Genomic DNA, 19,952 nt, shown 5'->3' on the forward strand with positions numbered 1-19,952 from the left:
AAAATAGGGGAACCTGTAAGGGAAGGGGCATCGGCTGCCGCCGGTGCTTTTTTGTTTGGAAGGGAAATGGCTAAAATATGTAGCATTATGTTCTGTATCGTTGTTTACCGCTTCCGCACCTTTGTCCGCTTTAAAGCAGGTAAACACCGCATCGGGATGGCAGGGAGGTCGACAAGGCTGATTTCTGTCAGCTTCAGGCTCGTGATTTGCGACTTGTTCAAATCATCGCGGGAGGTAACGCTGCCGCTGATGGGAAAGCCTTTGTAAACGCCTGTTTTGACTTTCGCCACGGCAACGGGATCGACGATATGCGCACCGAAAAAGGTTCTGCCGTCGTCTTCGACGTTGATTTCAATCGCCGTTCCCGCCGCGTTTGAGCCGTGCATCTCGCGCACCGCGCCAAACTTCATATAATCGGGAATCGCCGCCTTCATAGCTGGCGCCGCGATAACTTCGCCGTCTGAATCGACCGCCTCGCTTGAGGCATAACCCCAAACTTTGACCGTGCCGTCGTCCTGCGTCTCCATCTTGGCGATTTCTGCGTATAACTTTGTCATGGGTTTACTCCTGTCTGTATAAATGGCATGCTGAATTTAAAGCCCTTTTGTAAGGCTGGAAGCGTACTTGCCTTAACGGTATCCGCTCCAGAGCTACACTGCAAAAGGGCTTTACTCATCCTTCAAGATGAAATGGTCGTAATGTTTATGGTCGTCTGGAAACTCCCTTACAATCACGCCGACATTTAAAGACTCATTCCCAACCTTGGCAACGGCACGATACTTATGTGCTGCAATAATATCAGGGCGACCTTTCCTATCCGGATAAGAACATTCATATTTTGCGTAGCGCAATAAGTCATCAAGGTTTGTCATGATGGATAATTCCGCCTGATTTGCCTTTGACGCAGAGTGCCAGCCTATCAGATTGCCCATACCGTCTGCCATCGCCGTTTCCGTTCGGGCGATGGTTTTCGCGCGGGCATTTATGTAGATGTATGGGTAGATTGAGTGGTTATTTGGCGATATGAAAAGGTTTGCTTGTTGTTTCTGTTATAATTAAAAGCATCTATACGCAGAATGGTTTATATTATGTTTAATCAGGCAGCACAAGAATTGACGACTATCCGCGATATTTTACGCTTTGCAGTCAGCCGTTTTAATGAGGCAGGGCTCTTTTTTGGTCATGGAACAGATAATGCGCATGATGAAGCGGCTTATTTGATTTTGCATACTTTGAATTTGCCTTTAGATATGCTTGCCCCATATCTTGATGCAAAACTCTTGGAAGCTGAAAAAGAGGAAGTGCTGGCGGTTATTGAGCGTCGTGCTGTCGAACACATTCCTGCTGCCTATTTGACACACCAGGCATGGCAGGGGGAGTTTGATTTCTATGTGGATGAGCGCGTAATCATACCTCGTTCTTTTATTTATGAATTGTTGGGTAACGGACTTCGTCCTTGGATAGAGTATGATGAGTTGGTGCATAATGCTTTAGATCTTTGCACCGGAAGCGGTTGCCTTGCCATTCAGATGGCGCATCATTATCCTGATGCCCAAATTGATGCGGTTGATGTGAGCTTGGATGCTTTGGAAGTTGCAGGGATCAATATTGAAGATTATGGTCTGGAAGAGCGTATCCGGCTTATTCATACCAATTTATTTGAGGGACTGGAAGGCACTTATGATTTGATTGTTTCCAATCCGCCTTATGTCGATGCGGAATCGGTTGAGTTATTGCCTGAAGAGTATTTGCACGAACCGGAATTGGCATTGGGCAGCGGGGCGGACGGATTGGATGCCACCAGGCAGATTCTTCTGAATGCGGCAAAGTTTCTGAATCCTAAAGGTGTATTGCTGGTGGAAATCGGGCATAACAGGGATGTATTGGAAGCAGCGTATCCGGAGTTGCCTTTTACTTGGTTGGAAACCAGCGGGGGCGACGGTTTTGTTTTCCTCTTGACGCGCGAGCAGTTATTGGGTGAAGAGTGAGTTGAAGGGGAAATGCCGTCTGAAGACGATTTGTTTTCAGACGGCATTTTTACGATACGTTGTCTCGGGTTTGACGCTTGGCAGAGAAATCCTTACCATATTGTTTATAAGTTAATTGTTTTTATATCGCTATTGCAATGAAAAAATTATCTCGGATTGTATTTTCAATTGTCCTGTTGGGTTTTTCGGCCGCTTTGCCAGCGCAGACTTATTCTGTTTATTTTAATCAGAACGGGAAACTGACGGCGACGATGTCGTCTGCGGCTTATATCAGGCAATATAGTGTGGCGGCGGGTATCGCGCACGCGCAGGATTTTTATTATCCGTCGATGAAGAAATATTCCGAACCTTATATCGTTGCTTCAACGCAAATCAAATCTTTTGTACCTACCCTGCAAAACGGTATGTTGATTTTGTGGCATTTTAATGGTCAGAAAAAAATGGCGGGGGGCTTCAGCAAGGGTAAGCCGGACGGGGAATGGGTCAACTGGTATCCGAACGGTAAAAAATCTGCGGTTATGCCTTATAAAAATGGTTTGAGTGAAGGTACGGGGTACCGCTATTACCGTAACGGCGGCAAGGAAAGCGAAATCCAGTTTAAGCAAAATAAGGCAAACGGCGTATGGAAGCAATGGTATGCCGACGGAAGTATCAAGACGGAAATGGTTATGGTTAATGATGAGCCAGTCAAGATTCTGACTTGGGATGAAAGCGGCCGGTTACTCTCGGAACTGTCTATCCGCCACCATAAACGCAACGGGGTGGTTTTGGAGTGGTATGAAGATGGTTCTAAAAAGAGCGAGGCTGTTTATCGGGATGACAAGTTGGTCAGGAAAACCCAGTGGGATAAGGATGGTTATTTAATCGAACCCTGAATCTTGATGTCGTCTGAAATGGCTTCAGACGGCATTTTGTATGTATATATTGTTGACAATATTTCTTCAAAATCTGACGGTGGTATAATTTCGGACTTTAACGGATATCTGCAAGGAGTAAGCCTGTGAACAATTCAGTCATTACCGTCATCGGCAAAGACCGTGTGGGCATTGTGTACGACGTTTCCAAAATTTTAGCGGAAAACCAGATTAATATTCTCAACATCAGCCAACAACTGATGGATGATTTTTTTACCATGATTATCTTGGTGGACACTTCAAAATGCACCAAATCGCGGCAGGAGGTTTTGGATTTGTTTGCGGAAGAGAGCAAAAAACTCGCGCTTGATATCCGCATGCAAAACGAAGAAATTTTCCAAGCCATGCACCGAATCTGAAAAAAAGCAGCCTACACCCTGGTTTTCAAAGTGCAGGCTGCTTTGAATGTGTTGGAGAACAGGGCAGAGATACCATCGTTACTGGCCGGTCAGGCTGACTGAAAAGAAGGAGTTTTACCATGATAATCCTGCGCCGATCTCTAAACCAGTGAGAAGCATCGAAACCTTGGTATGCGAAGATACTGTGTTGCGCGACCGCAAAGGCGTATACCTACAACAGATCCGTCTGCCATCCGACACGTTCGAGCTGTTTTACGTCAACAACCGATTGGATGCCAATGCTTTTATGACTGCACGCTACCAAATCGTGATCGATAACAAAGTGATACCGTGTCGTTCAAAGTGTAGAGCGTGGAGCACGGATTTTTGGCGTTTTTGCTGTCGCTTCCTGTGTTTGCGCTTGTCAAACGGCTGATGTTGCGGTAGTGGTTGGGCGGTAAAAACAAATCCAAGCAAAAGGAAATACAGGCAGTCTGCATTTCAAAATACCAAAATACGAGAATATTTCAATGAAACCCGAAAAAATACTGCAAAAAATTGTTACCGAAAACGAATATACTGCGCTGCTGCCATCAGCTTCTCAAAACGAAATATTGCGAGAAGCCCTGTATCAAAACCGTATTTTTCTCTTTTTAGATTGGAAAGGGGAGAGTGGGCAGGGTGAGCTTTATCAATTTGTCAATGAGCGTTTGGTAGCATTCGGCAAAGAAATACTAAAAGTAAAACCTGATGATTTATATAAAAAATTCGATAAAGAATTTGGCCAAGATTGGGAAAGCGGCAATTTTCTGCCCTTTGCCTTCGATTATTTCGACGGCAAACTCAAACGGCAAAAAATGCGGTTGATGTTTTTGGAAAGCGGCAGCGATGACTACACTGTGTTTATTGTTCCGAGCAACGCATGTAAAAGTTTGGAAAGAATCCAGTCTGATTTTTGGACCTTCCAAAGTCTGAACAAAGCGGCAAATTTCATCTTATATACGGTCGATTGCTCCTCCTGCGGTCAACTGTCGGCATGGGATTTGGCCATAAGCGAGCCGCCGCCGTATGCTAATCACGAAGCGGCATACTGCGATTCCTGCCGCCAACCCTTATGGGATGCGGACGGCAAACTGTTTGCCGCAGTAGAAGAAACACCGCATTATGTCTCAGAACAAAAATAAATCACAGGCAGCCTGCACCAAATAAAACCCATTCAACAAGGAATCCCCAAAAATGTCCCAAGTCCATTCCAACGAAATCCTCGAAACTATCCGCATGGTAGCCGACCAGAATTTTGACGTGCGCACCATTACCATAGGCATTGATTTGCACGACTGCATCAGCACCGACATCGATGTGTTGAACCAAAACATTTACAACAAAATCACCACCGTCGGCAAAGATTTGGTCGCTACGGCGAAACATCTCTCCGCCAAATACGGCGTACCGATTGTGAATCAGCGCATTTCCGTTACGCCGATTGCCCAAATCGCGGCGGCAACCAAAGCCGACAGTTATGTCAGCGTGGCGCAGACTTTGGACAAGGCAGCCAAAGCGATAGGCGTGTCGTTTATTGGCGGTTTTTCCGCGCTGGTACAAAAAGGCATGTCGCCTTCAGACGAGGTGTTAATCCGCTCCATTCCCGAAGCGATGAAGACTACTGATATCGTGTGCAGCTCCATCAATATCGGCAGCACGCGTGCCGGTATCAATATGGACGCGGTCAAGCTGGCGGGCGAAACCATCAAACGCACTGCTGAAATCACGCCCGAAGGTTTCGGCTGCGCCAAAATCGTCGTGTTCTGCAACGCGGTGGAAGACAATCCGTTTATGGCGGGCGCGTTTCACGGCTCAGGCGAGGCGGATGCCGTTATCAATGTCGGCGTATCGGGGCCGGGCGTGGTCAAAGCCGCGTTGGAAAATTCAGATGCAACGACATTGACCGAAGTTGCCGAAGTTGTGAAGAAAACCGCTTTCAAAATTACCCGCGTGGGCGAACTCATCGGCTGCGAAGCCTCAAAAATGCTGAATATCCCGTTTGGTATTCTCGACTTGTCGTTGGCGCCAACCCCTGCCGTCGGCGACTCGGTGGCGCGCATTCTTGAAGAAATGGGTTTGAGCGTCTGCGGTACGCACGGCACAACAGCAGCTTTGGCATTGCTGAATGATGCCGTGAAAAAAGGCGGCATGATGGCTTCCAGCGCGGTCGGGGGTTTGAGCGGTGCATTTATCCCTGTTTCCGAAGATGAAGGTATGATTGCCGCCGCCGAAGCAGGCGTGCTGACGCTGGACAAACTTGAAGCGATGACCGCCGTCTGCTCGGTCGGATTGGACATGATTGCCGTTCCCGGCGACACGCCCGCGCACACTATTTCCGGCATCATTGCCGACGAAGCCGCCATTGGTATGATTAACAGCAAAACCACTGCCGTGCGCATTATTCCGGTAACGGGTAAAACCGTCGGCGACAGCGTCGAGTTCGGTGGTCTGTTGGGCTACGCGCCTGTAATGCCGGTTAAAGAAGGCTCATGCGAAGTGTTCGTTAACCGCGGCGGCAGGATTCCCGCACCGGTTCAATCGATGAAAAACTGATTGCGGTTTTGATGGGAAAATGCCGTCTGAAAGGCTTCAGACGGCATTTTCGTTTGGAGTCGATTACTCGATATAAGTGAATTTTGCACGTTTGATATTGCACATTAATTCGTAAGGGATGGTTCCGGCCGCTTCGGCAACGGTATTGATGTTGACCGTATCGCCCCACAGTTCGACCTCGTGTCCCAAACCTTCTTGCGAAGCGTCCAGCTCGATGGTCATCATATCCATAGAGACCCTGCCGATGACCCGGGTCAATTTACCGTCGACGGCGACGGGGGAATTGCTTGGGGCACGGCGCGGATAACCGTCCGCATAACCGCAGGCAATCAGGCCGACGCGCGTAGATTTGCTGGTATAAAATGTCGCGCCATAACCGATAGGGGAGTGCGGCTGTAAAACGCGTTCGCCGAAAATACGGGTGGAAAGCCTCATCACGGGCTTCAGCCTGTCATCGCTGCCTCCGAACGGGGAAATGCCGTACAACGCCAAGCCCGCGCGCCCCCAGTCCCTGCGTGCTTCGGGAACATTCAAAATAGCGGCGGAGTTGGCAAGGCTTTCTTCGCCTTCCAGCCCTTCCGTACCCAAATCGAATGCTTCCATCTGTATTTCCGTCATACCGCTTTCGGGTTCGTCCGCACAGGAGAAATGCGAAAACTTGACAATACTGTCCACATATTCTGACTGTTTCAATGCCGCATATGCCGAAGCGTAATCATGAGGGAAAAATCCGGTACGGTGCATCCCTGAATCCATTTTCAACCAGACCTTGACAGTTTTTTTCCAATGGCGGGAAAGCAAAGCCTCAAGCTGCCATTGGTTTCCGACTGCCGGCCAAAGCGAGTATTGTTCGACCGCTTCGTATTCCGATGCTTCAAATACGCCTTCCAAAAGGACAATCGGATGGGTAATGCCACTCTCCCGCAGCCTGATTCCCTCGTCGATTGTCGCCACGGCAAAGCCGTCTGCCAAGTCTGCCAGCGCGAAAGCACATCTGACCGCACCGTGTCCGTATGCGTCGGCCTTCACTACCGCCAACAGCTTGCCTCCGTGCATTTCCTTCAAAATCCGATAATTGTGCCTAAGGTTGCCCAACCTGATCTGCACGTTCAAAGGGCGCATAAATTCATTCCTTACCAAACAAGTGTTTATTAGCAAAATTAAGAAATCAATTAGGGAATTATAATCCAACGGCAAGGCTTTTAAAATATTAAAGACCCTTGTGTCTTCAAGCCGGAGCAGCAGTTTTCAGGTAGGAAGGCGGTTTGCTTTTCCTGATATAATCGCTTTCCCAAATTTATACTCTATTTGTTAAAATCAATAATAAATACAAGGCAATCCAAATGAAAGAACTAGATAAAATCGATTTCCGCATCCTTAAGATCCTTCAACAGAATGCCCGCATCCCGATGACGGAGCTTGCCGAGAAGGTAGGGTTGTCCACCACGCCCGTTACAGAGAGGGTGCGCCGTTTGGAGCGGGAACATTATATTTCCGGCTATCACGCCCACCTCAATCCCCATCTGTTGGGCAAACCGCTATTGGTTTTTGTCGAGCTGAAGCTGCAATCCAAATCGGGCAATATTTTCGAAGATTTCAAAAAAGAAGTGCTGAAAATTCCGCAAATTATGGAATGCCACTTGGTATCGGGCGAATACGACTACCTGATTAAAGTACGTTTGCCCGATATGTCGGCCTATCGGGATATGCTCGGCAATATCCTATTGCAACTGCCTGCCGCTTCGGAGAGTAGGAGTTATGTTGTGATGGAGGAGGTCAAAGAAAATCCGGTGTTGGATTTGGATTGAATATTTCAGGCTGGCTATACAGTTTGACACCTGAATGAAATATAACAACAAAACGTATGGCAGGTTGTAGTTTTAGATAAAAAAATGCACACATTCAATAGAATGTGTGCCAAGTCTACAAAGGAGAAATAGAGGAGAAACTATTAACTGACTACTCGAACCAGCTAACGGGGTAAATTATGCCGTTATCAGTCATAAAAGGCAAGTTTTTTCTTGTTAAATTTCTTAAAGAATGGAAATACAAACGATAAAAGTAACTAAACTTCAAAAAAGGGCGGGATAAAAAAATGCGCACAGCTTGTCTAAGTGTGCGCCAAGTCTACAAAGGAGAAATAGAGGAGAAAAATCAAGCTGCATCAAGCAACTCAACGGCGGTAATTATCCGCCGTTTCTTATCTGCTGTCAATTATTTTTTGAAAATTTACCCGACTGATTCAAATTTTGCAAAAAACTTGCCCGATGGCTATCCGGTAACAAATTCCCTCAAAAGCCCGTCAATCCGCTTATTCAAAAAAATCATATGCTTTCATTGAAATAAACTTTTGCCTTTTCTTTATCGGCTGTTGCTTTTGATTCGCTAAATTTGCCGAAATTAAAATCCTCCGGATGTATTTTTTTCGGGCATTGTGCGGATAAATCGCCGTTTTGTCCCTTGTCAGGTTTTGTGCATATCGGGGAAAACCGAAATCGTCCGCACCTGCGCCCGTGTTGATTCGTCCCTTGCCATCTTGGGATATATCCAGCAAAATCGGCATATCGGTATTTTGATTGGTGTGTTGAGAAAATGACCCCGTTATTTAGAAAAGCCGTTTGGCTGCTGTTTGCCGTTTCGGTCTGTGCATTTGCCGGTTCTTTGGCGGCACAGTATGTTTTGGGTATGGAGCCTTGCGTTTTGTGCATCAGTCAGCGGTTGTGCGTTTTGGCAACCGCATTGTGTGCGGCAATTGTCCTGATGTGCAGACCAAGAAGAAGGGCAGGCGGTTTGTTCGGTACTGTCTTTATCAGCATTCCGGCCGTTACGGGCGCGGCTGTTGCGGCATATCAGTTGTGGTTGCAGTCGCTGCCGCCGGGAACCGCTCCTTCGTGCGGCGCGCCGTGGACGTTCCGATTGAAGGGCTGGCCTTTGTTTGATTGGTTCGAGCCTGTTGTGCGCGGGTTCGGAAATTGTGCCGAACCAGATTATCTGCTGGGAATTGCCTTGCCTGTTTGGAGCGCAGCGTATTTTCTGCTTGTGGTTTTGGCGGTTTGGGCTGCCTGGCTGAAGGCAAAATAAATCAATGCCGTCTGAAAGGTTCAGACGGCATTTTATTGTATGTCTGCTGTGCTGCGTATCAGTCCAGATTCAATACGGCGGAAGTGTAAACGTCTTGCACGTCGTCCAAGTCTTCCAGCGCGTCAATCAGTTTTTGCATTTTGACGGCATCGTCGCCGGAGAGTTCGGTTTCGTTTTGGGCGCGCATGGTTACGTCGCCGTCAACGGATTTGTAACCTGCCGCCTCCAAAGCAGATTTTACGCCCGCCCAATCGTTTGGTGCGGTGATGACTTCAATCGAACCGTCGTCATTGGTAACCACGTCTTCCGCACCGGCTTCCAAAGCCGCTTCCATCAGCGCGTCTTCGTCAACGCCGGGTTCGAATACCAAATAGCCCTGATGCACGAAGTTGAACGCCACGCAGCCGTCGGTACCCAAGTTACCGCCGTTTTTGGTAAACGCGTGGCGCACGTCTGCAACGGTGCGGGTTTTGTTGTCGGTCAGGCAGTCCACCATCAAAGCCGCGCCGCCGATGCCGTAGCCTTCGTAGCGCAATTCGATGTATTCCACGCCTTCCAAGTTGCCCGTACCTTTGTCGATGGCGCGTTGCACATTGTCTTTGGGCATATTGTTTTCGGCTGCTTTTTCCAAAGCCAGGCGCAGGCGCGGGTTCGCACCGGGGTCGCCACCGCCCATACGCGCCGCAACGGTGATTTCTTTGATTAAACGGGTGAAGATTTTGCCGCGTTTGGCATCCTGACGGGCTTTTTTATGCTGGATATTCGCCCACTTGCTATGGCCTGCCATAAATTTCCTTTCTTATTTCAAATAATTAATCTGTTTTTGTCAGATTTTTTACGGTCGGCATTTTAACATAAGTTGCAAGCACCCAAAATATCCTGTTTTATGCCGTGCCGTTGTCTATGCCGTCTGAAAATGATTTCCTCCGCTTTCCGCTTAAAAATAAAGAAATATTCTAATTAACGATATTTTACGGTATGATGGCACAGCTTCTCCCCGATTGTTGACAATTGAAGGCATCTGTTGCGGCAAATACGGTCTGCTCGCCGTGTTTCCTTATTGGAATGTCTTGGGGAAAGCAGTCATTTTAATCGTAAGATAAGGTTTATTTTATGGAAAATATATTGTCTGTTCTGGTGGGTACAGTCAATCGGTTCCTTTGGGACTACCTGTTGATTTACGCCCTTTTGGGTATCGGCCTGTTTTTTACGCTGTATCTTGGTGCGCCGCAGATTACCAAGCTGGGCGTGGGATTCAAATCCGTATTCGGCGGCTTGTTTGCCAAAGGCGATAAAGACGATAAGTCCTTATCGCAGTTTCAGGCGTTGGCGGTTGCCATATCCGCGCAAATCGGTACGGGCAACGTCGCCGGTGTGGCGACCGCCATTACCGCAGGCGGGCCGGGCGCGATTTTTTGGATGTGGCTTTCTGCCGTTTTGGGGATGTCCACGATTTTTGCGGAGGCACTGCTGGCGCAGAAATACCGCGTCGTCAGCCACGGCAAATACATCGGTGGACCGGCGTTTTATATTACGCACGGTCTGACTCCGAAAATCGGCAGGGGCGCGGCGCGTTTCCTGTCCGGTTTCTTTTCCATTGCGTTGATTATCGCGTTGGGCTTTATCGGCAATGCGACTCAGGCAAACTCCATCGCTTCTGCCGTTACCATTGCATTTGATGTGCCTTCTTTGGCAGTCGGTATTGTGCTTGCCGTCCTTGCGGGCATGGTTGTGATTGGCGGTGTGAACCGTATTGCCAATATTGCCCAGTTTGTCGTGCCGTTTATGGCGGTTGTTTATATTTTGTGCGCCGTCGTTATCCTGTTTGAATTTTCCGACCATATTGTGCCGATGTTCAACCACATCTTTACCGCCGCCTTCAATCCCGAAGCCGTTTTGGGCGGTGCTGCGGGTATCGGTATGCGTGAAGCGATACGTTTCGGCGTGGCGCGCGGTCTGTTTTCAAACGAAGCAGGTATGGGTTCTACGCCGCACGCCCATGCGACTGCCGACGTGAAACATCCTGTGCAGCAAGGTATGGCGGCATTTGTCGGTGTATTTATCGATACGATTTTGGTATGTACGGCTACGGCATTGATTATCCTGCTGACTGATGCCAACCTTTCGGGCGAACAGGGCGCGGCGGTTACTCAATTTGCCTTTAACAAGGCATTTCCGGGCTTCGGTTCGCAATTGCTTGCCGTGTGTCTGACCTTCTTCGCCTTTACTACCATTATCGGCTGGTATTATTTCGGCGAGTCCAACATCCGTTTTCTTTTCAGGGGAAGACACTTGGGCATCTATCGCGCATTGGTTCTGCTTGCCATCGTTTTGGGTACGCTCGGTAAAGTCGATTTGGTTTGGAGCCTGTCCGATATGTTCAACGGCTTTATGGTTATCCCGAACTTAATTGCCCTGTTTTTGTTGCGTAAGGAAATCCGCGCCATTTATGATGATTATTTGGCACAGAAAAAAGCGGGTCGGGATTTGTCCTATCAGTATGAATTCCACGAGTTCCACGACAAGGGCTGATGTCCGGCAAACAGAAAACCTCCCAATCTTCAGGAACGGGAGGTTTTGCTTTTCAGACGGCATTCAGATTACATAACCGTACACGCTGACAAATTGGGTGATGCTGCCGCCCAATACGAACAGATGCCAGATTCCGTGCCCGTGTCGGATTTTTTCATCGTTTACAAACCAGTAAATGCCGACGCTGTACAGCATACCGCCTGCCGCCAGCCAAGCCAGTCCTGTCGGCGGGAGTGAGGCTGTCAGGGATTTCATTACCGCCAAGACCATCCAGCCCATTACGATATAAATCGCAATAGACAGCAGACGTTTTTCGCTTTTCCGTCCGATGGTGAGTTCTTGTACGATTCCTGCAGCCGCCAGCAGCCAGGACAGTAAAAATACCGTCCAGCCCGGCCCGTTTCTCAAAGAAACCAGTGCAAACGGTGTGTAGCTTCCGGCAATCAGCACATAAATCATGCAGTGGTCGGTTTTTTTCAAAATGCTTTTCAGTTTTCCGGCTGCAATTCCGTGGTACAGCGAGGAACTCAAATAGAGCAGAAGAAGGCTGATGCCGTAAACCGATACGCTGAAGATACGGTAGCCGTCCCCGTGTCCTATGGTTTTCAGCAGCATCAGCACCAAACCTGCCGCCGCCAGAATCAAACCGCTCAAATGGCTGTAAGTATTGAAGCGTTCGCCTGCATACATCGCACAATCTTTCAGGAAAGTAGAGGCAGTCAGTTTACGCCGATACTTTTGCCCCTGTGTGAGATTTACTCTTTGCCTACACTGTGAATATTCTTGAAAATGCGTGTGTTAAAATCTGTTTTTTTATTTTCAGACGGCATTTTATGTTGAATCCATCCCGAAAACTGGTTGAGCTGGTCCGTATTTTGGATGAAGGCGGTTTTATTTTCAGCGGCGATCCCGTGCAGGCGACGGAGGCTTTGCGCCGTGTGGACGGCAGTACGGAGGAAAAAATCATCCGTCGGGCGGAGATGATCGACAGGAACCGTATGCTGCGGGATACGTTGGAACGTGTGCGTGCGGGGTCGTTCTGGTTGTGGGTGGTGGCGGCATCGATGATGTTTACCGCCGGATTTTCAGGCACTTATCTTCTGATGGACAATCAGGGGCTGAATTTCTTCCTGATTTTGGCGGGCGTGTTGGGCATGAATACGCTGATGTTGGCGGTATGGTTGGCAACGTTGTTCCTGCGCGTGAAAGTGGGGCGGTTTTTCAGCAGTCCGGCGACGTGGTTTCGGGGCAAAGACCCTGTCAATCAGGCGGTGTTGCGGCTGTATGCGGACGAGTGGCGGCAACCTTCGGTACGTTGGAAAATAGGCGCAACGTCGCACAGCCTGTGGCTCTGCACGCTGCTCGGAATGCTGGTGTCGGTATTGTTGCTGCTTTTGGTGCGGCAATATACGTTCAACTGGGAAAGCACGCTGTTGGGCGATTCGTCTTCGGTACGGCTGGTGGAAATGTTGGCATGGCTGCCGTCGAAACTCGGTTTCCCTGTCCCCGATGCGCGGGCGGTGGTCGAAGGTCGTCTGAACGGCAATATCGCCGATGCGCGCGCGTGGTCGGGCTTGTTGGTCGGCAGCATAGCTTGCTACGGCATCCTGCCGCGTCTCTTGGCTTGGGTAGTGTGTAAAATCCTTTTGAAAACAAGTGAAAACGGCTTGGATTTGGAAAAACCCTATTATCAGGCGGTTATCCGCCGCTGGCAGACGCAAATCGTCGATGCGGATACGTGCCACGAAACCGTGTCCGCCGTTTCGCCGAAAATCGTCTTGAACGATGCGCCGAAATGGGCGGTCATGCTGGAGACCGAGTGGCACGAAGGCACATGGTTTACGGGCAGATTGGCGCAGGAATGGCTGGATAAAGGCGTTGCCGCCAATCGGGAACAGGTTGCCGCACTGGAAGCGGAGTTGAAGCAGAAACCGGCGCAACTGCTTATCGGCGTGCGCGCTCAAACTGTGCCCGACCGCGGCGTGTTGCGGCAGATTGTCCGACTCTCGGAAGCGGCGCAGGGCGGCGCGGTGGTGCAGCTTTTGGCGGAACAGGGGCTTTCAGACGACCTTTCGGAAAAGCTGGAACATTGGCGTAATGCGCTGGCCGAATGCGGCGCGGCGTGGCTGGAACCAGACAGGGCGGCGCAGGAAGGTCGTCTGAAAACCGAAGCGGGGCTGCATAATGGATAGTGAAGCGCAACGGAGACACAACAGGCGCATTGCTTCAATTAGAACGGGCAAAGCGTGGCTGATGAATGACAGCAAATGGCAAAAAATTTTCGATGTGGTTTTTGCAGAAACAGGGCAACAGTTTGCCAAAGCCAAAATGTTGGGCGATGAGCGGATGTATGATATGCGTTTGGAAATTTATTCGGAAGATTTACGCGGTTACAGTGATGATTGGATTGCCGGCCCGCTGAAGTTGTCCGAAATCGAATATATTGAAACAGTCCTGCTTCCTGATGTCTGCGCGGCTCGCCTGACCCAAGCCATACGGGAGCGTGGGCAATACGAATTTGAAATAAAAGACCAAACCTTGACAATATACGGATACTTATAAAGGTCGTCTGAACCCCATCTTTCTTATCACAAAACACCATGAACACACGCCCCCTTTCCCTCGCCGTCGTCGGACACACCAACACCGGCAAAACCTCGCTCCTGCGTACCCTTTTGCGCGACAGCGGTTTCGGCGAAGTCAGAAACGCCCCATCGACCACGCGTCATGTCGAAGAAGCCGCCATCAGCGACGGCGCAGACACGCTGGTTTTCCTGTACGACACGCCCGGACTCGAAGACGCGGGCGGCGTGCTGGAATGGCTGGAAAACCATACGGACAATCGTTCAGACGGCATCGAACGGCTGCAACAGTTTCTCGGCAGCCACGGCGCGCACCATGATTTCAATCAGGAAGCCAAAGTCTTACGGCAAGTCTTGCAAAGCGATATGGCAATGTACGTCATCGACGCGCGCGAGCCGGTTCTCGACAAATATCGGGATGAATTGATTATCCTTTCATGGTGCGCCAAACCGGTTATGCCCGTGTTCAACTTTACCGGCGGACAGCCTCCCGAATCGTGGACAACCATGCTGGCGAGGAGAAACCTGCACGTTTTCGCAGGGTTCGACACCGTCGCCTTTGATTTTGAAGGCGAACTACGCCTGTGGGAAAACCTCGCCACCATGTTGCCCGAACGCAGCACACTTGACCGCCTGACAGCCATGCGCCGGCGCGAATGGCAGCGGCTGGACGGCGAAGCGCGCCGCGAAATCGCCGATTTCCTGCTCGATGCCGCCGCCTTCAGGCAGGAAGTGGACGAAAACGAGGATACCGCCACCGTGTTGCAAACCATGCAGGCGGAAATACGCCAACTCGAACGGCAGATGCAGCAGCGGCTGTTTGCTCTCTACCGTTTCTACCACAGCGAAATCGACGGCGGCGGTTGGATGCCGCAAGCCTTCCGCCAAGACCCGTTCGACAGCGAATTGCTCAAACAATACGGCATCCGCACCGGCACGGGTGCGGCAACCGGCGCACTCATCGGCTTGGGGCTGGACATCGCCACACTCGGCGGCTCGCTCGGATTGGGTACGGCAATCGGCGGCTTTTTGGGCGGTATCCTGCCCAATACCCGCACCATTTCCGACAAACTTGCTGGTCGCCAAACCTTGCACACCGACCCCGAAACCCTGACCCTGCTCGCCGCCCGCGCCCTCGATCTGCTCCACGTCCTGCAAACGCGTGGCCACGCGGCGCAGTCGGATATCGAGCTGCACAGCCGCAAAGCCCCGTGGGACGCCGCCAGACTCCCGCCCGAACTCAACAAAGCCCGCAGTCATTGGAAATGGTCGTCGCTCAATACGCACCGCCCCGAAACCAGCCGCGCCGAACGCGCCGGATATGTGGAGAAACTTCAAATCCGCCTGTCGGGAAAATAATGCCGTCTGAAGCCTGTTTGTATGGCAAGTCAGATTCAAATCGGGATAGGGCAGGAGGGTCGCTGAAGTCGATTTGCGACAAAAAACGGGTTCTGTATGATACAGAACCCGTTTCGTATGCCGTCTGAACGTTTCAGACGGCATTTTATTTGCAAAGGAATTACAGGCTGCGGGCAACTTCGACGATGTCGAAACATTCGAGTTGGTCGCCTTCCATAATTTCGTTGTAGCCTTTAATCATCAGACCGCACTCGAAGCCCATGCGGACTTCTTTAACATCGTCTTTGTAGCGTTTCAAAGACGACAGCTCGCCGGTATGGATGACCACGTTGTTGCGGATGAGGCGGATATGGGAATCGCGTTTGACCACGCCGTCGGTAACCATACAGCCTGCAATGTTGCCGACTTTGGAAACGGAGATGACCTGACGGATTTCGACCGTGCCAGTAACCTGTTCTTTCTCTTCCGGAGAGAGCATACCGCCCATCGCCGCTTTCACGTCGTCGATGGCATCATAGATGATGTTGTAGTAGCGGATTTCCACGTTTTCATTTTCGGCAAGTTTGCGCGAAGAAGCGTCCGCACGCACGTTAAAGCCGATAATGAACGCGCCGGACGCGATGGCGAGGTTGACATCCGATTCGGTAATGCCGCCCACGCCGCTGTGCAACACGTTCACTTTCACTTCGTCTGTGGACAGTTTTTTCAGGCTGCCCGCCAAGGCCTCGTAAGAACCTTGCACGTCTGCCTTGATGATGACCGACAAAGATTGGGCTTGGGTTTCGCCCATATTGTTGAACATATTTTCCAGTTTTGCCGCCTGCTGTTTGGCAAGGCGCACGTCGCGGTATTTGCCTTGGCGGAAGAGGGCGATTTCGCGCGCTTTTTTCTCGTCCGCCAACACCATCGCGTCTTCGCCCGCGTTCGGAACGTCGGACAAGCCGAGGATTTCGACCGGGATGGACGGCCCGGCTTCGGTAATGGATTTGCCGTTTTCATCGACCATCGCGCGGATTTTGCCGAATGCCGTACCGGCCAGCAGCATGTCGCCTTTTTTCAGCGTGCCGCTTTGAACCAGCAATGTGGCAACCGCGCCGCGCCCTTTGTCCAAACGGGCTTCGACGATGATGCCTTTGGCGGGCGCATCGACAGGTGCGGTCAGTTCCAATACTTCGGCTTCGAGCAATACGGCTTCGAGCAGCGCGTCGATGTTCGTTCCTTTTTTGGCGGAAACGTCGATAAACTGCACCGTGCCGCCCCAATCGTCGGGGATGACTTCGTGCTGGGTCAGCTCTTGGCGGATACGTTCGGGGTTGGCGGCTTCTTTGTCGATTTTGTTGACGGCAACCACAATCGGAACGCCTGCCGCTTTGGCGTGGGCAATCGCTTCGATGGTTTGCGGCATCACGCCGTCGTCGGCGGCAACCACGAGAATCACGATGTCGGTTGCTTTCGCACCGCGTGCGCGCATAGCGGTAAAGGCTTCGTGGCCCGGGGTATCCAAGAAGGTAATCACGCCGCGCGGCGTTTTGACGTGGTACGCGCCGATGTGCTGCGTAATGCCGCCCGCTTCGCCCTGTACCACTTTGGCGCGGCGGATGTAGTCCAGCAGCGAGGTTTTGCCGTGGTCGACGTGGCCCATCACGGTAACGACGGGCGGACGGGGCAGGGCTTCTGCATCTGCGGCTTCCACACCTTCGTCCAAAAAGGCTTCCGGATCGTCCGCTGCGGCGGGTTTGCCGATGTGGCCGAGTTCTTCCACCACAATCAGGGCGGTGTCTTGGTCGATAGATTGGTTGATGGTAACCATCATGCCCATCTTCATCAGGGCTTTGACCACTTCCACGCCTTTGACTGCCATTTTGTGCGCCAAATCGGCAACGGTAATGGTTTCGGGTACCAAAACTTCGTGTACGACGGGTTCGGTCGGTGCTTGGAAGGCGTGTTGGTTCGGCTCGAGTTTGAGTTTTTTGCCTTTCTTGCCGCCGCGTACGCGCTCGTCGTCGCCGTTGCGGGCATTGTTGCGGTCGCGCCCGCCTTTTGCACCTTTGCCTTTGGCATTGCGGCCCTGGCCTTCGTCATCACGGTTGTAGCGGTCTTCTTTTTTTGCTTTTGACGGATTGAGGGGTTTGTTTTCGCTTGCGGAAGCGACAGCCTGCGTTTTTTCAGCGGGTTTTGCTGTGCGCTGCCCCACGGTTTTGGCTTCCGGTGAGGTTTTTGCCTGTTGCTCTGCTTGTTGTTTTATGGCTTCACGACGTGCCTGACGTTCCTGTTTCTCTCTTAACAGGGCTTCTTGATGGGCGCGAAGTGCGGCGGCACGGCGTGCTTCTTCATCGCGTTGCGCCTGTTCTTCCGCGCTGACCACGGGTTGCGGCACGGCAGGTGCGGCAGGTTTCGCCGGTTTTTTGGCATCTTTGCCTTTGCCGTTTCGCTCGTGTTTCGGCTTGGCGGCTTTTTCTTTGGGCTCGGCGGGTTTTTTAGACGGCATTTTGTCGGCTTGGGCTTTTCCTGCTTTGCTTTCTTCGGCGGGTTTGGTTTCCGCCGCAACGGGTGCGGTTTCGGCTTTTGCTTCGGTGGGTTTCTGCGCGGCAGGTTTGGCTTTGTTGCCTGCTTTTGCCGCTTTCAGTTTTGCCGCTTCCGCTTCTGCCTTGGCACGGGCTTCTGCACGTGCGGCAGCTTCGGCTCGGGCTTTTGCCGCGTCTTCTGCCGTCTGCTCCGGCCGGACAGGTGCGGCTTGGGTTTGGGCGGCTTTTACCTGTGCTGCCAATTCTTCGGCAGAAGGAATGTTGACAGTGCGTCCGCGTTTGCGTGTTTCGACTTTTACGCCGTCAACGGTGCTGACTTCGGTTTTGGTGCGGCGGATGCTGATGGTGCCGCCGTTGCTGCCGTTTTTCTTGGTCAGGTAGGCGTTCAGAAGCTGTTTGTCGTCCAGCGTCAGGGAATCGCTGCCGCTGTTTTTGCTGACGCCGGCTTCTTTCAACTGTTTCAACAGGTCTTCGACGGGGCGTTTCAGCTCGGCGGCAAATTGTTCTACGGTTGTGTTACTCATCTGTACCCCCTTTATTTGTCTTCGGTAAACCAGTGTTCGCGTGCGGTCAGGATGACGGCTTTTGCGGTTTCTTCGTTTACACCGGTGATTTCAATCAGTTCGTCCACGGCAAGCTCTGCCAAGTCGTCGCGGGTGGTAATGCCTGCTTCGGCAAGGCTGCGGAGCATATCGGCATCTACGCCTTCGAGGTTGCGCATATCGTCGGATACTTCGCCCAGTTTTTCTTCGGCGGCAATCGCCATGGTCAGGATGGCATCGCGGGCGCGGTTGCGGAGCATATCGACGATTTCTTCGTCAAATCCTTCAATGGCAAGCAGTTCGGCGGCAGGAACATAGGCGACTTCTTCCAAGGTTGCAAAACCTTCCTGAACCAGTACGTCGGCGGTTTCTTCGTCCACATTCAAGTGATCCATAAACAGGCGGCGGATGGCGGCATCTTCTGCCGCATTGCGTTCGTCTGCCTCGGCGGAGGTCATAATGTTGAGCTGCCAGCCGGTCAGGTCGGAGGCGAGGCGGACGTTTTGACCGCCGCGCCCGATGGCGAGCGCGAGCTGGTCTTCGGATACGATGACATCGACGGCGTGTTTGTCTTCGTCGATGACGATGCGGCTGACTTCGGCGGGGGAAAGCGCGCTCATGACGAATTGGGCAGGCTCGGGCGACCAAAGGACAACGTCGATGCGTTCGCCGGACAATTCGTTGCTGACCGCGTTGACACGCGAACCGCGAACGCCGATACAGGTGCCTTGCGGATCGATGCGCTGGTCGTTGGCTTTGACGGCGACCTTGGCACGTTGTCCCGGGTCGCGGGCGACAGCGCGGATTTCAAGCATGCCGTCTGCAATTTCAGGTACTTCATTGGCGTACAGTTTGACGAGGAAATCGCCGGAAGTACGGCTCAGGATGACTTGTTTGCGGCCGGTGTTGCCGATTTCTTCGACGCGCAGGAAGAGGGCGCGGATGCGGTCGCCGCTGCGGAAGTTTTCGCGCGGAATCATTTGGTCGCGCGGAATCAGCGCGTCCAGTTTGCCGGCAACGACTTCGACGATGATGCCGTGGCGTTCGACGCGTTTGACCGTGCCGGACACGATGTCTTCTTTGACGGCGAGAAACTCGTTCAGATTCTGCTCGCGCTCTGCATCGCGGATGCGTTGCAGGATGATTTGTTTGGCGGTTTGCGCGGCTTGGCGGCCGAAGCCTTCGTTGGGCAGCTGCTCTTCATAGTATTCGCCGATTTGGATGGTCGTATCGGGGATTTCCTCTTGGATTTCCTCGATGGTTTTTTCGACATCGGGATAGGTATAGTCTTCATCGGCGACAATCAGCCAGCGGCGGAAGGTTTGGTATTCGCCGGTATCGCGGTTGATTTGGACGCGCACGTCCATGTGTTCGCGGTCTGCCTTTTTCTTGGCGGCGGTAGAGAGTGCGAATTCCAGTGCTTGGAAGACGACTTCCGCATCAACGTTTTTTTCGCTTGCCAGTGCTTCTGCCAGCTGTAACATTTCACGACTCAT

At 51.5% G+C, this 19,952-nt stretch carries 18 protein-coding genes and 1 pseudogene; 11 read left to right on the plus strand and 8 right to left on the minus strand.

Annotated elements, in window-relative coordinates:
* Positions 1-120 precede the first annotated feature (120 nt).
* Both Q3O12_RS03460 and Q3O12_RS03465 read right to left on the minus strand, forming a co-directional pair.
* Positions 121-557: pseudogene (locus tag Q3O12_RS03460) on the minus strand (HK97 family phage prohead protease); the annotation flags it as partial.
* 111 nt (positions 558-668) lie between these two features.
* On the minus strand, positions 669-944 hold the full coding sequence (locus Q3O12_RS03465; RefSeq protein WP_301669347.1) for an LPD3 domain-containing protein: 276 nt from the start codon (positions 942-944) through the stop codon (positions 669-671).
* Positions 945-1,088: 144 nt separating this feature from the next.
* Between Q3O12_RS03465 and prmB the strand changes: the two genes are divergently transcribed.
* The 5 genes from prmB (at position 1,089) to Q3O12_RS03490 (ending at position 5,835) form a co-directional block, all read left to right on the plus strand.
* Positions 1,089-1,988: a 50S ribosomal protein L3 N(5)-glutamine methyltransferase gene (gene prmB / locus Q3O12_RS03470; protein ID WP_301669349.1), complete on the plus strand. Its 900-nt coding sequence runs from the start codon at positions 1,089-1,091 to the stop codon at positions 1,986-1,988.
* Between the two features lie 137 nt (positions 1,989-2,125).
* Complete coding sequence (locus tag Q3O12_RS03475) at positions 2,126-2,863, plus strand: toxin-antitoxin system YwqK family antitoxin (protein ID WP_301669350.1); 738 nt, start codon at positions 2,126-2,128, stop codon at positions 2,861-2,863.
* 125 nt (positions 2,864-2,988) lie between these two features.
* Complete coding sequence (locus Q3O12_RS03480; RefSeq protein ID WP_003680574.1) at positions 2,989-3,261, plus strand: ACT domain-containing protein; 273 nt, start codon at positions 2,989-2,991, stop codon at positions 3,259-3,261.
* A 509-nt stretch (positions 3,262-3,770) separates the two neighbouring features.
* Complete coding sequence (locus Q3O12_RS03485; protein ID WP_003754521.1) at positions 3,771-4,424, plus strand: DUF6630 family protein; 654 nt, start codon at positions 3,771-3,773, stop codon at positions 4,422-4,424.
* 52 nt (positions 4,425-4,476) lie between these two features.
* A complete protein-coding gene (locus Q3O12_RS03490; RefSeq protein WP_301669357.1) occupies positions 4,477-5,835 on the plus strand; it encodes a PFL family protein in 1,359 nt (452 codons plus the stop codon).
* Positions 5,836-5,898: 63 nt separating this feature from the next.
* On the opposite strand, the gene alr is transcribed toward Q3O12_RS03490, so the two are convergent.
* A complete protein-coding gene (gene alr, locus Q3O12_RS03495; protein ID WP_238003262.1) occupies positions 5,899-6,957 on the minus strand; it encodes an alanine racemase in 1,059 nt (352 codons plus the stop codon).
* 221 nt (positions 6,958-7,178) lie between these two features.
* Between alr and Q3O12_RS03500 the strand changes: the two genes are divergently transcribed.
* Complete coding sequence (locus Q3O12_RS03500; RefSeq protein ID WP_002216720.1) at positions 7,179-7,643, plus strand: Lrp/AsnC ligand binding domain-containing protein; 465 nt, start codon at positions 7,179-7,181, stop codon at positions 7,641-7,643.
* Between the two features lie 503 nt (positions 7,644-8,146).
* Here Q3O12_RS03500 and Q3O12_RS03505 read toward each other — a convergent pair.
* The gene (locus tag Q3O12_RS03505; protein WP_301669360.1) at positions 8,147-8,398 is read right to left on the minus strand and encodes a hypothetical protein; all 252 of its coding nucleotides are present in this window, start codon (positions 8,396-8,398) and stop codon (positions 8,147-8,149) included.
* A gap of 29 nt (positions 8,399-8,427) precedes the next feature.
* Between Q3O12_RS03505 and Q3O12_RS03510 the strand changes: the two genes are divergently transcribed.
* Positions 8,428-8,916 carry a disulfide bond formation protein B gene (locus tag Q3O12_RS03510; RefSeq protein ID WP_301669361.1) on the plus strand — a complete coding sequence of 163 codons (489 nt, stop codon included), beginning with the start codon at positions 8,428-8,430 and terminating at the stop codon, positions 8,914-8,916.
* A gap of 58 nt (positions 8,917-8,974) precedes the next feature.
* Here the strand turns inward: Q3O12_RS03510 and Q3O12_RS03515 are convergent, their stop codons facing one another.
* Positions 8,975-9,703 carry a YebC/PmpR family DNA-binding transcriptional regulator gene (locus Q3O12_RS03515; RefSeq protein WP_002212681.1) on the minus strand — a complete coding sequence of 243 codons (729 nt, stop codon included), beginning with the start codon at positions 9,701-9,703 and terminating at the stop codon, positions 8,975-8,977.
* A gap of 326 nt (positions 9,704-10,029) precedes the next feature.
* Between Q3O12_RS03515 and Q3O12_RS03520 the strand changes: the two genes are divergently transcribed.
* Positions 10,030-11,448, plus strand: coding sequence for an alanine/glycine:cation symporter family protein (locus Q3O12_RS03520; protein WP_301669363.1), 1,419 nt, complete (start codon positions 10,030-10,032; stop codon positions 11,446-11,448).
* A 63-nt stretch (positions 11,449-11,511) separates the two neighbouring features.
* On the opposite strand, the gene trhA is transcribed toward Q3O12_RS03520, so the two are convergent.
* Positions 11,512-12,138, minus strand: a complete 627-nt coding sequence (trhA, locus tag Q3O12_RS03525) for a PAQR family membrane homeostasis protein TrhA (protein ID WP_301669364.1) — start codon at positions 12,136-12,138, stop codon at positions 11,512-11,514.
* 143 nt (positions 12,139-12,281) lie between these two features.
* Between trhA and Q3O12_RS03530 the strand changes: the two genes are divergently transcribed.
* From Q3O12_RS03530 to Q3O12_RS03540, 3 genes are all read left to right on the plus strand, one after another.
* Positions 12,282-13,640, plus strand: coding sequence for a DUF2868 domain-containing protein (locus tag Q3O12_RS03530; protein WP_301669366.1), 1,359 nt, complete (start codon positions 12,282-12,284; stop codon positions 13,638-13,640).
* Positions 13,641-13,701: 61 nt separating this feature from the next.
* On the plus strand, positions 13,702-14,010 hold the full coding sequence (locus Q3O12_RS03535; RefSeq protein ID WP_301668043.1) for a toxin-antitoxin system protein: 309 nt from the start codon (positions 13,702-13,704) through the stop codon (positions 14,008-14,010).
* Positions 14,011-14,048: 38 nt separating this feature from the next.
* Complete coding sequence (locus Q3O12_RS03540) at positions 14,049-15,389, plus strand: GTPase/DUF3482 domain-containing protein (protein WP_301669367.1); 1,341 nt, start codon at positions 14,049-14,051, stop codon at positions 15,387-15,389.
* A 160-nt stretch (positions 15,390-15,549) separates the two neighbouring features.
* On the opposite strand, the gene infB is transcribed toward Q3O12_RS03540, so the two are convergent.
* Both infB and nusA read right to left on the minus strand, forming a co-directional pair.
* Positions 15,550-18,438 (minus strand): translation initiation factor IF-2, encoded by a 2,889-nt coding sequence (gene infB, locus Q3O12_RS03545; RefSeq protein WP_301669368.1) that lies wholly within the window; start codon positions 18,436-18,438, stop codon positions 15,550-15,552.
* Between the two features lie 11 nt (positions 18,439-18,449).
* Positions 18,450-19,952 carry a transcription termination factor NusA gene (gene nusA, locus Q3O12_RS03550; protein ID WP_301669369.1) on the minus strand — a complete coding sequence of 501 codons (1,503 nt, stop codon included), beginning with the start codon at positions 19,950-19,952 and terminating at the stop codon, positions 18,450-18,452.

Source organism: Neisseria benedictiae, assembly GCF_958267435.1.
GTDB lineage: Bacteria > Pseudomonadota > Gammaproteobacteria > Burkholderiales > Neisseriaceae > Neisseria > Neisseria bergeri.